The organism is Rhodanobacter humi (assembly GCF_041107455.1).
Taxonomy (GTDB): Bacteria; Pseudomonadota; Gammaproteobacteria; order Xanthomonadales; family Rhodanobacteraceae; genus Rhodanobacter_A.
Genome location: NZ_JBGBPY010000001.1, coordinates 2,349,870 through 2,366,824, shown reverse-complemented (window position 1 = coordinate 2,366,824; position 16,955 = coordinate 2,349,870). Strand labels below are relative to the sequence as shown.

Annotated in this window: 3 protein-coding genes; all 3 read left to right on the top strand. The window is 71.1% G+C overall.

Annotated elements, in window-relative coordinates:
• Positions 1-24: 24 nt before the first annotated feature.
• The 3 genes from AB7878_RS10290 to AB7878_RS10280 all read left to right on the top strand — a co-directional run bounded on the left by AB7878_RS10290 (position 25) and on the right by AB7878_RS10280 (position 16,931).
• Positions 25-7,206: a hybrid non-ribosomal peptide synthetase/type I polyketide synthase gene (locus tag AB7878_RS10290; RefSeq protein WP_369494277.1), complete on the top strand. Its 7,182-nt coding sequence runs from the start codon at positions 25-27 to the stop codon at positions 7,204-7,206.
• A complete protein-coding gene (locus AB7878_RS10285) occupies positions 7,203-13,598 on the top strand; it encodes a non-ribosomal peptide synthetase (protein ID WP_369494276.1) in 6,396 nt (2,131 codons plus the stop codon). The genes AB7878_RS10290 and AB7878_RS10285 overlap by 4 nt, the downstream gene beginning before the upstream one ends.
• A gap of 123 nt (positions 13,599-13,721) precedes the next feature.
• On the top strand, positions 13,722-16,931 hold the full coding sequence (locus tag AB7878_RS10280) for a non-ribosomal peptide synthetase (protein ID WP_369494275.1): 3,210 nt from the start codon (positions 13,722-13,724) through the stop codon (positions 16,929-16,931).
• Positions 16,932-16,955: the final 24 nt, after the last annotated feature.

Below are 16,955 nucleotides of genomic sequence, written 5' to 3'. Positions count from 1 at the left end.
ATGACGCTGGGCGATACGCAAAACATGGATTTGCTCGACGTGCTGCCTGGCCAGGCCGATGGCGCGGATGACGCATGGCGGCACCGGCAGTATCCGCTCGGTCCCGCGCTCGCCGCCGCGCTGGGCGATGCCATGCGCCGGAGGCCGACCACTCCCGCGCAACTGCTGGGCGCGACCTTGGCGCTGGTCGAATCGCGCCTGACCGGGGCGGACGCCGTGCTTGCCACGGTGTCGGGGGCAAGCGGCGTCGCCCAGGGTTCCATCGAGGTACCGCGCACGGGATCGCGCGACGCCTGGCTCGAAACCTGCGCGCACACGTTCCGCGCACCGGCGGATGCCCCAGCGGCCAGCGCATGGCTCGCCCACGACGGCGAGGCGGCGGCCGCCTGCGGCGACGTATCTGTGCAGCTGGCGTGGCGACTGCGCCTGGCGGGCGACGCGCAATTGCAAGTCGATTTTCGCGGCTCGCCGGATGCGGCAACGGTCGACCTGCTTGCAGGCTGCGTGGCACGCGCGCTCGCGGCATGCGCATCGGCAACCGACTGCGCACTGGAATCGATCGACATTCTCGATCCGGCCGAGCGTCGCCGGCTGCTGGTCGAATGGAATGCGACGGACGTGCCGCGCCATGCCGCCGACACGGTAGACGGCCTGTTCGCCGCCACCGCCAGGGAGCATGCGGACCGGATCGCGGTCATCGACGACCAGCGCAACCTGACCTACGCGCAACTGGACCGGCTGGCGACGGCGCTGGCGTTGCGCCTGCGCGATGCCGGCGTCGCGCAGGGCACGATCGTGGGCGTGATGCTGGATCGCTCCGTCGACGCGGTGGTCGCCATCCTCGGCGTACTGAAAGCGGGCGCCGCCTACCTGCCGCTCGACATGGCCTACCCGGCAGAGCGTGTGGCTTTCATGCTCGACGATGCCGAAGTACGCATCGTGGTGACCCCGCGCATCGCGCGGGCGCTGCCGCTCGCCGATGCGATCGTGCGCGTTTCCGTCGCCGCCGGGGAACAGCCCGGCGATCCCGGCGCCATCGCACCCGACCCCATCCGGCTCGACGGCGAAGCACTGGCCTACGTGATGTACACCTCGGGATCGACTGGCACGCCGAAGGGCGTCGAGATCCGGCACCGTTCCATCATCCGCCTGGTACGTGACGTCGAATACATCGATCTGGGGCTCGACACACGGCTGTTGCACGCAGCGCCGCTGGGCTTCGATGCCTCCACGCTGGAGATCTGGGGCGCCCTGCTCAATGGCGGTTGCGTCATCGTGCACGACGAAGCAGTACCAACCGGCAGCGGCCTCGCCCGCAGTATCACGCGGCACAACGTCAGCACGGCCTTCCTCACCACGGCGCTGTTCAATGCCATCGTGGATGTCGACCCCCGGCACCTGACCGGGCTGCGTGAACTGTTCACCGGCGGCGAGAAGGTCTCCGTACGGCACGTGCGCCGGGCGCTGGATGCGCTGCCCGGCACGACCATCGTCCATCCGTACGGCCCGACCGAATGCACGACATTCACCACCACCCATCGCATACCGCGCGACCTAGCAGCCGACGCGCGCACGATTCCGATCGGGCGGCCCATCGCTGACACGCGGCTCTATGTGCTGAACCGGCGCATGGAGCTGCTGCCTACCGGCGTCGTCGGCGAATTGTTCGTGGGCGGGGCCGGCGTCGCGCGCGGCTACCTGCGGCGTCCCGAACTGAGCGCCGAACGTTTCGTGCCCGATCCATTCGGCGCCGCGGGCGAACGCCTGTATCGCACCGGCGATCTGGTGCGCTACCTGCCGGACGGCGCCATCGAATTCGTCGGCCGCATCGATGGCCAGGTCAAGATACGCGGCTACCGCATCGAGACTGGCGAGATCGAGGCAGTGCTGGCGCGTCATCGCGCGATCGGCGCCTGCGCCGTGCAGGCGCGTGAAGACCAGCCCGGCCGCAAGCGCCTGGTCGCCTATTACGTAGGCAACGGCGTCGAGACCACTGCGCAGGCGCTGCGCGGCTACCTCGGCACCAGCCTGCCCGAGTTCATGGTGCCGGCATGCTATGTGCAGCTCGATGCGCTGCCGCTGACCACCAACGGCAAGCTCGACCGTCGCGCGCTGCCCGCGCCGGATTCCCGCCGGCCCGAACTTGCCGTGCCGTACGTGGAACCCGTCGGCCCCCTGGAGCAGCAGGCATGCGCCGTGTTCGGCGAACTGCTCGGACTGGACCGCGTGGGCCGCGACGACAACTTCTTCGAGTTGGGCGGCGATTCGCTGTCCGCCGTGCGCGCGGTCACCCGGCTCGGTGAGCTGGCGCCGCGCGAACTGACCATACCGATGTTCTTCCAGAACCCCACGCCGGCGGCGCTGGCGCAGGCGATGGCAGGAAACACGCGGACCGCGCCCACCGCGTCCGGCCTGCCGCACGGCGGGCACGGCGTCGATGCCGAGCCGATCGCGATCATCGCGATGGCCGGACGCTTCCCCGGCGCGGACAACGTCGAGGCGTTCTGGCGCAACCTGTGCGAAGGCCAGGAATCGATCACCTTCTTCGGCGCCGACGAACTCGACCCGGGCATCGCGCGCGCGGAGCGCGACGACCCGTCCTATGTGGCCGCGCGCGGCATCGTCGACGGCGTGGAGAACTTCGACGCCGCGTTCTTCGGCATCCCGCCGCGCGAGGCGGAGCTGATGGACCCGCAGCAGCGGATCTTCCTCGAACTGTGCTGGGAATGCCTGGAGCGCGCGGGCCATGCGCCGGGAACGCACACGGGACCGGTCGGCGTGTTCGGCGGCATGTACCACGCCACTTATTTCCAGCGTCATCTCAGTGCGCGGCCGGACCTGGTCGACAAGCTCGGCGCGTTCCAGGTGATGCTGGCCAACGAAAAGGACTTCCTGGCCACCCGCGTCGCGCACAAACTCGACCTGACCGGCCCGGCGGTCAGCGTGAACACCGCTTGCTCGACGTCGCTGGTGGCGATCTGCCAGGCCTTCGACGCCTTGCGCGCCGGTCGTTGCACGATGGCGCTGGCCGGCGGCGCGTCGATCACCTGCCCGCCGCGCAGCGGCTATCTCGCCCAGGAAGGCACCATGCTTTCGCCGGACGGGCACACGCGCAGTTTCGACGCGGACGCGCGGGGCACGGTGTTCAGCGACGGCGCCGCGGTGGTCCTGCTCAAGCGGCTGTCCGATGCGATCGCCGACGGCGATCCGGTCTATGCGCTGATCCGCGGCAGCGCGGTGAACAACGACGGCGGCGGCAAAGCCAGCTTCATGGCGCCGAGCAGCGCGGGGCAGGCCGCGGTGATCGCCATGGCGCAGGCGGACGCCGGCGTCGACGCGCGCAGCATCAGTTACGTGGAAGCCCACGGCACGGCCACTCCGATCGGCGATCCGATCGAGATCGAGGGGCTGGTCAGTGCGTTCCGGCGCAATACGAACGACATCGGCTTTTGCCACGTCGGCTCGCTCAAGAGCAATGTCGGCCACATGGTGATCGCCGCCGGCGTGGCGGGCGTGATCAAGACGGCGTTCGCGCTGGCCGAGCAACGGATCCCGCCGACCCTGCATTTCCGCGCGCCCAACCCGAGTATCGATTTCGCCAGCTCGCCGTTCATGGTCAACCCGCGCCTGCTGGAATGGCACTCTGACAACGGGCCGTTGCGCGCGGGCGTCAGCTCGTTCGGCGTCGGCGGCACCAACGCACACGTAGTGATGGAGCAGGCCCCCGCACAAGAACCCTCCGATGCTGCCGACGGGCCGCAGTTGCTGCTGTTGTCGGCGCGCACGCCGACGGCGCTCGCCGCGACGGCGGAACGCCTGGCCGCACACCTGGGCACGCAACCCGGCGAGAACCTCGCCGACGTGGCCTGGACGCTGGCAGTCGGCCGCAAGGCCTTCGCCCATCGCGCCGCAGTAGTGGCCGGCGACGCGGCCGAGGCGGCCTTGCGCCTCGCCGAAGTTGCCGCCGCCAGCGTGCGCAGCCACCCCAGCCAGCCGGCCGACGTGGTGTTCCTGTTCCCTGGGCAGGGCTCGCCCTACCCTGGCATGGGCCGCGCGCTGCATGTCGCCGAGTCGGCATTCCGCGAGGCTTTCGACGCCTGCGTGGCGCATGCCGGCGAGGTGGTGGACTTCGACCTGCGCGAACGCATGTGGAGCGACGATCCCGCGGCGCTGCTGCCCACCGCGGTGATGCAGCCGGCGATCTTCACGATGGAATACGCGCTGGCGCAATGGTGGATGAGCCTGGGCGTGCAACCGGCGGCGATGCTCGGCCATAGCGTCGGCGAGTTCGTCGCGGCGACCCTGGCCGGCGTGTTCGAGCTGCGCGACGCGATGCGTCTCGTCGTCCGCCGCGGCGCGCTGATGCAGGCGCAGCCGGAAGGCGCAATGCTGTCGGTGCGGCTACCGCGCGAGGATGTGCTCGCGCGCCTGTCGGCGACGCTGTCGCTGGCCGTGGAAAACGCACCGGCCGCCTGCGTGGTGGCCGGACCGCACGCGGATGTCGCCGCGCTGCAGGCGGCACTGGAGAAGGACGGTGTCGCCTGCCGCCCGCTGCGCACCTCGCACGCCTTCCACTCGGCGATGATGGAACCGGTGCTGGCGCCGTTCCGTGCCGAAGTGGAGCGCGTGTCACGACAGGCGCCGCGCATCCCGCTGGTGTCGACCGCGACCGGCAACTGGTTGGGCGACGATGCGGCGCAGTCGATCGACTACTGGACGCGCCACCTGCGCGAACCGGTGCGCTTCTCCACCGCGCTCGAACGCGTGCTCGACAGACCTGCCCGCGTGCTGCTGGAAGTGGGTCCGCGCGCCACGCTGTGTTCGCTGGCGCGCCAGCAGCCGCTGCTGCGCCAGCAGCGCATCGCCGCCCTGCCCTCGCTCGGCGACGCGCCTCAGCTGGAACCGATGCAATTGCGCCAGGCCGTCGGCGAGCTGTGGCGCCAGGGTGCGGCCATCGACGCCGCACGGCTGGACCGACGCGCGCGGCGCCGGCGCGTATGCCTGCCCAGCTATCCGTTCGAACGCCAACGCCATTGGATCGACGCGCCCGCGGTATCGGGCGTCCACGCATCGTTGCCACCCGCCACAACGTCCGAGTACCACGAAGGAACGCCCATCATGTCCGCGCCAACCGTGTCGTCCGTGGATCGCCAACCGCGCCTGATCGGCCAGCTCAAGGCCACCTTCGAGGATGTCGCCGGCATCGACCTGGCCGACGCCGATCCCGCCAGCCACTTCATCGAGCTGGGTCTGGACAGCCTGATGCTGACCCAGGTGGCGCTGCAGGTTTCCAAGACCTTCGCGGTGCCGGTGAGCTTCCGTCAGCTGATGGGCGATTGCTCCAGCTTCGCGCAACTGGCCGCGCTGCTCGACGCGCAGCTTCCGCCTGAGGCGCCCGCCGTGGCAGCGGCACCCGCCCCGCTGCAACCGACGCCGTTGGCGATGCCGTCGCTGCCGGCCATGGCCGGCGCGGCGCCACACAGCTACGTGCAGCAGGTGATCGCGCAGCAGATGCAACTGATGGCCCAGCAACTGGCCCTGCTCGGCGTCGCGGCGCCGGCTGCCGTGCCGTCGCCCGTGGCCGCCGCGCCAGCACCCGCCGCAACCGCCGCAACCGCGGCTCCGGTCGTGGATGAAGAGGCCGCGCTGGCCCATACCCGCTACGACGTCAAGAAGGCCTTCGGCGCGATCGCGCGCATCGACACCGGCAAGTTCGAGCTCACGCCGCGCCAGCAAGGCCGGCTGGACCGCTTCGTCGAACGCTACGTGGCGCGCACGCGCAAATCGAAGGAGTACACCCAGGCGCATCGCCCGCACATGGCCGACCCGCGCGTGGTCAACGGCTTCCGTCCCCTGCTTAAGGAAATCGTCTACCAGACCGTCATCGAGCGCTCCAAGGGCGCCCACCTGTGGGACCTGGACGGCAACGAATACGTCGACGCGCTGAACGGCTTCGGCATGAGCCTGTTCGGCTGGCAGCCAGATTTCGTGCTGGATGCCGTGCGCAGGCAGCTCGATCTCGGCTACGAGATCGGCCCGCAGCATCCGCTGGCCGGCGAAGTGGCAAAGCTGGTCTGCGAAGTCACCGGGCATGAGCGCGCGGCACTGTGCAACACCGGCTCGGAGGCGGTGCTGGGCGCGCTGCGCATCGCGCGCACGGTGACCGGGCGCGAGACCGTGGTGCTGTTCACCGGTGCCTACCACGGCATCGTGGACGAAGTGATCGTGCGCGGCACCAAGAAGCTGCGCGCGGTACCGGCCGCGCCGGGCATCCTGCGCAACACCGCCGAACACGTGCTGGTGCTCGACTACGGCACGCCGGAGTCGCTGGAAATCATCCGCGAACGCGCGCACGAACTGGCCGCCGTGCTGATCGAGCCGGTGCAGAGCCGGCGGCCGGATTTCCGCCCGGTCGAATTCCTGCGCGAGGTGCGTGCGATCACCGCGGCCACCGGCACCTTGTGCATCTTCGATGAGATCGTCACCGGCTTCCGCAGCCATCCCGGCGGCACCCAAGCGCTGTTCGATATCCGCGCCGACCTCGCCACCTACGGCAAGGTCGTGGGCGGCGGCTATCCGATCGGGGTGATCGCAGGCAAACGCGAATACATGGATGCGCTGGACGGCGGCCAATGGCAGTACGGCGACGACTCGATCCCCACCGTGGGCGTCACTTATTTCGCCGGCACCTTCGTGCGCCACCCGCTGGCGCTGGCCGCGGCGAAGGCGGTGCTCGAGCACGTGCGCGAGGCCGGGGGCGCGCTGCAGGAACGGCTCAATGCGCGCACCGCGGCAATGGCCGACGAGCTCAACGGCTTCTTCGTGGAAGTGGGCGCGCCGATCGCGGTCAAGCAGTTCGCGTCGCTGTGGAAGACCCAGTTCCTGGAGGAGCATCCGCTGCAGGATCTGCTGTTCGCGATGATGCGCAGCCGCGGCGTGCACATCCTCGACAACTTCCCCTGCTTCTTCACCACCGCGCACAGCGAGGCGGATTTCCAGAAGATCACCCAGGCCTACAAGGATTCGGTGGCCGAGTTGCAGGAAGCCGGTTTCCTGCCGCGCAACGTTCCCCCGGCGCAGACTGTGATGGATGCGGGCAAGCCGCCCGTGCCCGGCGCGCGGCTCGGCCGCGAACCCGACGGGCGGCCGTGCTGGTTCGTGCCCAACCCCGCGCAACCGGGCAAGTACATGAAGGTCGAGTCATGAACACGCCCATGGACGCGCATGCCGGCCTCTCGGCCGTCGACTACGATCCGTTCGCCAGTCCCGCGCTCGAACGCGTGGTGCCCAGCACCGAGGCGCAGCGCGAAATCTGGCTGGCTGCCAAACTGGGTGAGGACGCTTCGCTGGCCTACAACGAAGCGGTCGCGCTGCACCTGCACGGCGCGCTGGACCGCACGGCCATGCTCGACGCGCTGCAAGCGCTGGTTGATCGCCACGATGCGCTGCGCGCCAGTTTCGGCCCGGACGGCGAAACCTTCTGCGTGGCCGGCGGCGTCGCGCTCGACGTGCGCCAGACCGACCTGGGCGCGCTCGATGCATCCACGCGCATTGCCGCGCTGGAGGAGCGCCGCGCGCAAGTCGTGCTGCTGCCGTTCGACCTGGAAACCGGACCGCTGTTCCGCGCCGAACTGCTGCGCCTGGGCGAGGGCGAGCACGTGCTGCTGCTCAGCGCGCACCACCTGGTCTGCGACGGCTGGTCGTGGTGGGTGGTCCTGCGCGAACTGGGCACGCTGTACGCGTTGCGCAGCGGCGCCGGCAACGCAAACCTGCCGCCAGCCCCCTCCTTCGCCGACTACGCCTTGCAATGCGCCGGACAGGCGGACCGCCACGCCCGCGCCGCCGACGAGGCCTGGTGGGTAGCGCATCACGCCCATCGTCCACCGGCGCTGGACCTGCCGGGCGACCGCCCGCGACCGCCACGGCGCAGCTTCGCTGCCGGCCGCGAGGATCATGTGCTCGGCGCCGACCTGGTCGGCGCCTTGCGCCACCTGGGCGCGCGTCACGGCGCAAGCCTGTTCGCCACCTTGCTGGGCAGTTTCGCCGGCTTGCTCGGCCGGCTGGCCGGGCAGGACGAAGTCGTGCTCGGCATCCCCGCCGCAGCGCAGGCGAACGAAGGTCTGGGCGACCTGGTCGGCCACGGCGTCAATCTGCTGCCGCTGCGCTGCACGGCCGATCCGGCGCTGCCGTTCACGCAGCTGCTTGGCGCGGCGGGCGGCGAGCTGCTCGATGCGTTGGAGCACCAGCGCTGCACCTTCGGCAGCCTGCTGCAGCAGTTGGACATCGCGCGCGATCCCGCTCGCCTGCCGCTGGTCAGCGTGCTGTTCAACATCGACCAGGCGCTGGAGCAGGAAGGCGAAGCCTTCCCTGGGCTGCGACTGGACTTCGCCAGCGTGCCTCGCCGCTACGAGAACTTCGAACTGTTCATCAACGCGGTGCAGGAACATGGTGGCCTGCGCCTGGAATGCCAGTACAACAGCGGCCTGTTCGATGCCGCCACCGTGCGTCGCTGGCTGCGCGCCTACGAGGCCTTGCTGCGCGCCGCCGTGACGCAGCCCGACCATCCGCTCGGCGCCTTGCCGCTGGTCGACGCAGCGGCGCAGCGCGAGCTGGCCGGACTGCAGCCGCCCGCGCGTCATTGGAGCGGCCCGTCGACCATGCACGGCGCGTTCGAACGCCAGGCGTCTGCTTCACCGGAGCGCCCCGCACTGCGCTGCGGCGACGAGACACTGAGCTACCGCGCGCTGGACGAGCAGGCCAACCGCATCGCCCATGGCCTGATCGCGCACGGCGTCCACCCCGGCGACCTCGTCGGCATCGCGCTCGAACGCGGCCCCGCCATGCTCGCCGCTCTGCTCGGCACGCTCAAGGCCGGCGCCGGCTACGTCCCGCTCGATCCCGCCTTCCCCGCCGAGCGGCTGGCCTACATGGTCGCCGACGCCAAGCTGGCGGTGCTGCTCACCCAGGCGTCGCTGGCCGCACGCTTCGATCGGCCGGACCGCCCGCCGATCGCGCTGGATGCACCGCCCGCCGGCTGGGACGCGCTGCCCGTCACGCCGCCCGCGCTGTCCGTCGATCCCGCGGCTACCGCCTACGTGATCTATACCTCCGGCTCCACCGGTCGGCCCAAGGGCGTGGCGATCCCGCATCGCGCCGTGGCGAACTTCCTCGCCAGCATGGCCGAGCGTCCCGGCCTACGCGCCGACGACCGCCTGCTCGCCGTCACCACGCTGTCCTTCGACATCGCGGTGCTGGAACTGCTCGGGCCGCTGGGCGTGGGCGGCTGCGTGGTGCTGGCCACGCGCGAGCAGGCGATGGACGGCGACGCACTGAAGACGCTGCTGGCCGGCCACCGCATCACGCTGATGCAGGCCACGCCGGCCAGCTGGCGCATGCTGCTGCAGGCCGGCTGGCAAGGCGGCCCGGACTTCCGCGCGCTGTGCGGCGGCGAGGCGCTGGCGCCGGATCTGGCCACCGCGCTGCGGGCACGCTGCGGCGCGCTGTGGAACATGTACGGCCCCACCGAGACCACGGTGTGGTCGACCTGTGCCCAGGTGGCGCCGGATCAGCCGATCACCATCGGCACGCCGATCGCGAACACCACGGTGTGGGTGCTGGACGAACGGCGCCAGCCCTGTCCGCTGGGCGTGCCGGGCGAGCTGTGGATCGGCGGCGCGGGCGTGGCGCTCGGCTACCTGCACCGGCCGGAGCTCACCGCCGAGCGCTTCGTCGCCGATCCGTTCTCCGCCGAACCCGGTGCACGGCTCTACCGCACCGGCGACCGCGGCCGCTGGCGCGCCGACGGCACCCTCGAACACCTTGGCCGCGCCGACTTCCAGATCAAGCTTCGCGGCTTCCGCATCGAACCCGGCGAGATCGAGACGCAGCTGGCCGGCCATCCGCCGGTGACGCAAGCCCTGGTGATGGTGCGCGAGGATCGTCCGGGCGACGCACGCCTGGTTGCCTATCTGGCGAGCGAAGCGCCGGTGGACGAGGCCGCCTTGCGCAGCCGCCTGCGCGAACGCCTGCCCGAATACATGCTGCCGCAGCACTTCGTGGTGCTGGCTGCGCTGCCACTGCTACCCAATGGCAAGATCGACCGCGCCCGGCTGCCGGCGCCGCTCGCCGCCGCGCCGGCCGTCGCGCGCGCTGCGCCGCGCGACGAACTGGAGCGCCAGATCGCGCAGGCGATGGCGGCCGTGCTGGGTGGACTGGAGCCGGGCCTGGACGACGACTTCTTCGAGCACGGCGGGCACTCTCTGCTCGCCGCGCAACTCACCGCGCGCCTCAATCGCGAGCTGGGTCTGGCGCTGTCGCTGCGTACCCTGTTCGAAGCGCCAACCGTGGCGCGGCTGGCGGCAGCGATACGCGCGGCAGGTGCAGCCGGCAAACAGGAGCCGCGCCAGATCGCGCGCCTGGCTGACCGCGAACGCGCGCCGCTGTCGCTGATGCAGCAACGCGTGTGGTACCTCGAACAGCTCAGGCCCGGCGGCGTGGCGTTTCACACGCCGTCGGCGCATCGCCTGAGCGGATCGCTGGATCTCGCCGCCTTCGAGCAGGCGCTGCGCACCATGGTCCGCCGCCAGCCGGTGCTGCGCACCTCGATCGAGCCGGACGCGACGGGCGCGATGCAGCGCATCCACGCCGAACTGGAGGTGGAGCTGCCGCTCGAGGATCTCTCCGGCATGCCGGCAGACGAACGCGATGCCTGGCTGCGGCGCCGGCTGGACGCGTTGATCGCCGAACCGTTCGACCTGGCCACGCCGCCGCTGTTCCGCGCCCGGCTGTTCCGGCTGGGCGAGCAGGAACACGTGTTCTTCTTCATGACCCACCACATCGTCTGGGACGGCTGGTCGTTCGACCTGCTGTACCGGGAGCTGAGCGCACTCTACGAGGCCTTCCGCACCGGCCAGCCCGATCCGCTGCCGCCGCTGGCGGTCGAGTACGGCGACTTCGCCGCGTGGCAGCGGCAGTGGATGCAGGGCGAGGAACTGCAGCGCCAGCTCGACCACTGGCTGTCCCGCCTCAAGGGCCGCATCGAACCGCTGGAGCTGCCCGCCGACCGCGTGCGACCGACACGCATGTCCGGGGCCGGCGCCACCGAGTGGATCGTGCTGCCATCCGAACGGCTGATCGCCGTGCACGCGCTGGCGCAGCAGGCCGGCACCACGCCGTTCATCGTGCTGCTCGCGGCCTACTTCGCACTGCTGCACCGGCTCGGCGGCCAGCGCGACCTGGTGGTGAGCACGCCGGTGCGCGGCCGCGACGCGGTTGAGCTGGAACCGATGATGGGCTTCTTCGTCAACGCGCTGCCGCTGCGCCTGGCGATCGATCCACAGGCCAGTTTCCTCGACACTTTGCGTGCGGTGCGCACGATGGTGCTCGACGCCTTCGCGTGCCCGGACGTGCCGTTCGAGCACCTGGTCAAGGCGCTGCGCCTGCCGCGCGACGAGAGCCGGCCGCCGCTGGCGCAGGCGATGTTCTCTTTCCAGGACGTGCGCGGCCGCGCCACCACCTGGGGCGGCCTGCAGCACGAACACCTGCCGGTGTTCCAGCGCGGCAGCACCGAGGATCTGGGCCTGTGGTTCATCGAGCAGGAGCAGCGCCTGCTCGGCGGCATGGGCTTCAATGCCGACATCTTCGACCCGTCCACCGCCGCACGTTTCCGCCGCAGCTACGAGACCCTGCTGGAAGGCGCGCTGGCCGATCCGCGTCAATCGATCGCGCAACTTCCGCTGCTGCCGGCCGACGAGCTGGCGCGGCTGCACGCCTGGAACGCCACCAACGCGGCGATTCCCGTGCCGACCATGCACGGCGCGTTCGAACGCCAGGCGTCTGCTTCACCGGAGCGCCCCGCACTGCGCTGCGGCGACGAGACACTGAGCTACCGCGCGCTGGACGAGCAGGCCAACCGCATCGCCCATGGCCTGATCGCGCACGGCGTCCACCCCGGCGACCTCGTCGGCATCGCGCTCGAACGCGGCCCCGCCATGCTCGCCGCTCTGCTCGGCACGCTCAAGGCCGGCGCCGGCTACGTCCCGCTCGATCCCGCCTTCCCCGCCGAGCGGCTGGCCTACATGGTCGCCGACGCCAAGCTGGCGGTGCTGCTCACCCAGGCGTCGCTGGCCGCACGCTTCGATCGGCCGGACCGCCCGCCGATCGCGCTGGATGCACCGCCCGCCGGCTGGGACGCGCTGCCCGTCACGCCGCCCGCGCTGTCCGTCGATCCCGCGGCTACCGCCTACGTGATCTATACCTCCGGCTCCACCGGTCGGCCCAAGGGCGTGGCGATCCCGCATCGCGCCGTGGCGAACTTCCTCGCCAGCATGGCCGAGCGTCCCGGCCTACGCGCCGACGACCGCCTGCTCGCCGTCACCACGCTGTCCTTCGACATCGCGGTGCTGGAACTGCTCGGGCCGCTGGGCGTGGGCGGCTGCGTGGTGCTGGCCACGCGCGAGCAGGCGATGGACGGCGACGCACTGAAGACGCTGCTGGCCGGCCACCGCATCACGCTGATGCAGGCCACGCCGGCCAGCTGGCGCATGCTGCTGCAGGCCGGCTGGCAAGGCGGCCCGGACTTCCGCGCGCTGTGCGGCGGCGAGGCGCTGGCGCCGGATCTGGCCACCGCGCTGCGGGCACGCTGCGGCGCGCTGTGGAACATGTACGGCCCCACCGAGACCACGGTGTGGTCGACCTGTGCCCAGGTGGCGCCGGATCAGCCGATCACCATCGGCACGCCGATCGCGAACACCACGGTGTGGGTGCTGGACGAACGGCGCCAGCCCTGTCCGCTGGGCGTGCCGGGCGAGCTGTGGATCGGCGGCGCGGGCGTGGCGCTCGGCTACCTGCACCGGCCGGAGCTCACCGCCGAGCGCTTCGTCGCCGATCCGTTCTCCGCCGAACCCGGTGCACGGCTCTACCGCACCGGCGACCGCGGCCGCTGGCGCGCCGACGGCACCCTCGAACACCTTGGCCGCGCCGACTTCCAGATCAAGCTTCGCGGCTTCCGCATCGAACCCGGCGAGATCGAGACGATCGCCCGCGAGGACGCCGCGGTGAACGACGCCGCGGCCGTGGTGTGCGAATTGTCCGCCAGCGACCAGCGCCTGGTGCTCTACGTTGCCGCCACCGAGGCGGAGGCCACGCTGCTGCCGCGCCTGCGCGGCATGCTGGAATCACAGCTGCCCGGCTACATGCGGCCGCAGCACATCGTGCGACTGGAAGCGTTCCCGCAGACGCCGAACGGCAAGCTCGACCGCAAGGCACTGCCGCTGCCCGCGACGACGAGCGGGGACGAGCCCGCACCGCGCAGTGCGGACGACGATCCGCGCCGCCGCTACCTGGGCGCGGTGTGGTGCGAGCTGATCGGCGTGGGCGAGGTGGCGTCGCAGGACAACTTCTTCGACGTGGGCGGGCACTCGCTGCTGGCGGTGGAGCTGGCCACGCGCGTGCAGCGCGAGACCGGCGTGCGGTTGAACCTGCTGGATATCGCCAGCAGCACCCTCGCCGCGCTGGCCGGGCAGTTGCCCGAACCCGCCGCGGCCGGGCCGCACGTTCCGTTCGGCCATCGCCTGCGGCGACTGCTGGGCCTGCGCTGATGCGGAACGCGCGTGCGGCAACATCGATCCACCCATCGCCATACCGAAGTGCCATGGCCATAATGACGACACCGTTTCGACCGATGCATGTTGGACAGGGGATTGTTCGAAACAGGGGACAGCATGAATGACCGTCTTGATGGCCGATACGCGGAACCGATGACCGGCTCCGCCTTTCCGCTGGGTGAAATCCGCACGGAGAAATGGCTGGCCGGCCAGTACGGCGACGGTGCCGCGCTGGCGCTCGCCCACCTCACCGTGCTGCGGCTGGATGGCCCGTTGCAGGCCGCCGTGCTGGAACAGGCCGCCGCCCGGCTGTGGCGGCGGCACGCTGGCCTGCGCATCCAGCCGTCCGCCGACGGCCATACGCTGCACGTGCATGACGACCTGCCGCTGCCATGGGCGCGGCACGATTTCTCGTCCGCTGGCGACGCCGCGGAAGCGCGCCTGGCCGCGCACGTCCAGGCGCGTCTGCGCGCGCCGTTCGACCCGTGCGTGCCGCCGCTGCTGCGCCTGGAACTGCTGCGTCTGGGCGAGGATCGGCATGCCCTGCTGCTGCACGCCCACGAACTGGTGCTCGACCGCCGCGCCACCGGCCGCCTGCTGGCGGAGCTGGCGCAAACCTATGGCGAGCTGCTCGCGGGACAGGAACCGGCATCCGCGCCGGTGCCCCTGCCGCCGTTCGACGACGCGGTGCCCGCCGAAGCGCTCGCCTGGTGGCGCGCACGCCTGGGCCACCTGCCCGATCCGCTGAACCTGCCCACCGACCGCTCGGCGCCGGTGCGGCCGCGATTCGACGCCGTCGGCGCCCGCCACGTGCTGCCGGCGGCGACGGTCGCCGGCCTGCGACGGTTGGCGCAGGACTGCGGCCTGTCGCTGCGCGACGTGCTGCTCGGCGGCTATGCGGCCTTCCTGATGCGCATGAGCGGGCAGCACGACTTCGCCCTCGGCGTGCCGGTCGGCATGCACGGTGAGCCGCTGCACTTCCTGCCGCTGCGCCTGCGCGTGGAACCCGGGCAAAGCGTCGCGGACCTGCTCGCGCGTACTGCCGCCGCGCTGCATGAGGTCCATGCGCACGGCCAGGTCACCCTGATGGGCCTGCTGCGCGCACTCGGCCTGCACCGCGGCGGTGCGGAAGCGGCCCTCGGCACAGTCTCGTTCGAGTTCGATCCGGGCATGCCCGGGTTTGCCTTTGCCGGCCTGCACCACCGCGTGATCGACGGCGGCCGCGCGGCACTGCTGGGCGAGCTGCACGCACGCACGGCACTGGAAGGCGATGCGCTCGGCATCGACCTGCACGGCGCGGCCGCGCGCTACGACGTGGCCACGCTGCAGCGCTGGCTGGGCCACTACGCCACCTTGCTGGAAACGCTCGCCGGCACGACCGCGCCCGCTGCGTCGACGATCGCCGAGTTGCCCATGCTCGATGCCGCCGGACGCTTCCAGGTGCTGCAGGCGTGGAACGACACCGCGCGCGACTACGACCTCGGCACGGGGCTGCCGGCGCTGATCGCGGCGCAGGCGCGGCGCACGCCGGAAAACATCGCCGCCGAATGCGCCGGCGAAGCGCTGGATTACGCCACGCTCGAACGGCGCACCAGCGCCCTTGCATTGGCGCTGGCGCGTCGTGGCATCGGCCGCGGCGACCTGGTCGGCGTGTATGTGCCGCGCAGCCTGGACATGCTGGTCGCCGTGCTGGGCACCCTGAAGAGCGGCGCCGCCTATGTGCCGCTGGACCCGGAATTTCCGCAGGAGCGGCTCGGCTACATGGCCGGGCATGCCGACCTGCGTTACCTGCTGGTCACGCCCGTCCTGCATCCTCCTCCCGAATTGACGGAGGGGCGCAGCTGCCTGGTGGTCGACGAACTGGCGGCCGAGCCGGCGGACGGACAACCGCTGCCGCCCGTGCACGGCGACGACCTGGCCTACGTGCTGTTCACCTCCGGCTCCACCGGCCAGCCCAAGGGCGTGCGCATCCTGCACCGCAACCTGGTCAACTTCCTGCTGGCCATGCGCGAGCAGCCGGGCTACGGCGCCGGCGACACGCTGTGCGCCGTCACCACGCTGTCGTTCGACATCGCCGGGCTGGAGCTGTACCTGCCGCTGATCGTCGGCGGCCGCATGGTGATCGCCACCGAGGCCGAGCACCGCGATCCGCCGGCGCTGTGCGAGCTGATGGCGAACAGCGGCTGCACGGTGCTGCAGACCACGCCCTCGCTGCTGCGCCTGCTGCAAGGCATCGGCCGCGAGGACGTGGTGCGCGGACTGCGCCTGTTCGTGGGCGGCGAGGCGATGCCGCTGGCGCTGGCGCGCTCGCTGGCCGGGCGCTGCCGCGAACTGTGGAACCTGTACGGCCCCACCGAGACCACGATCTGGTCCTCGCTGGTGCGCATCTGGCCAGGCATGGAACCGATCCCGCTCGGCCAGCCGATCGCCAACACCCGCATCTACGTGCTGGACGAGCGCGGCCAGCCGCAGCCGCCGGGCGTCGTCGGCGAGATCTGGATCGCCGGCGATGGCGTGGCCGACGGCTACCTCAACCGCCCCGACCTCACCGCCGAGCGTTTCGTGGACGACCCCTTCGCCGGCGGCCGCATGTACCGCACCGGCGACCGCGGCGGCTGGCGCGACGGCCAGCTTTACTTCAATGGCCGCGCGGACGACCAGATCAAGATCCGCGGCTACCGCATCGAGCCGGGCGACATCGAGGCGGCGGCCGCGGCCGAGCCGGGCGTGCGCGAGTGCGTGGCGGTGGCGCGCAGCTTCGGCGACAACGACCTGCGCCTCGTGCTGCACGTGGCTGCGGCGGCAGACGACGAACTGGCCGAGCGCCTGCGCGCCCGCCTGCACCGGCAACTGCCCGCCTACATGCAGCCGCAGCACATCGAGCGGCTGGACGCGCTGCCGAAGACACCGAACGGCAAGATCGACCGCAAGGCCCTGCCGCCACCGTCCGCGGCCGCGCGGCGCGGCGTGCGAACGCAGGCAGGTGGACTGGCCGATCCGCGCCAGGCCTACCTCGCCACGATCTGGCGCGAACTGATCGGCGTGGAACAGGTGGGCGCCAACGACAGCTTCTTCGACCTGGGCGGCCACTCGCTGCTGGCGGTGGAATTCGTGGCGCGCGTGCAGCGGGAGACCGCGGTGCGGCTGCAGCTGCTCGACGTGGCCTCCGGCACGCTGGCGATGCTGGCCCGCGAACTGCCCGAGAGGGCGAAAGACGCGCCGCGATTGCCGCTGCTGCTGCGTTTGCATCGCTGGTTCGGGATGGGCCTGTGGTTCGTCATGGACAAAACATGGTGGGGGGATGGCCTTGATTGGCTTTGCCAGTGAAGTCTTTGCGATATCGGCGCTTGC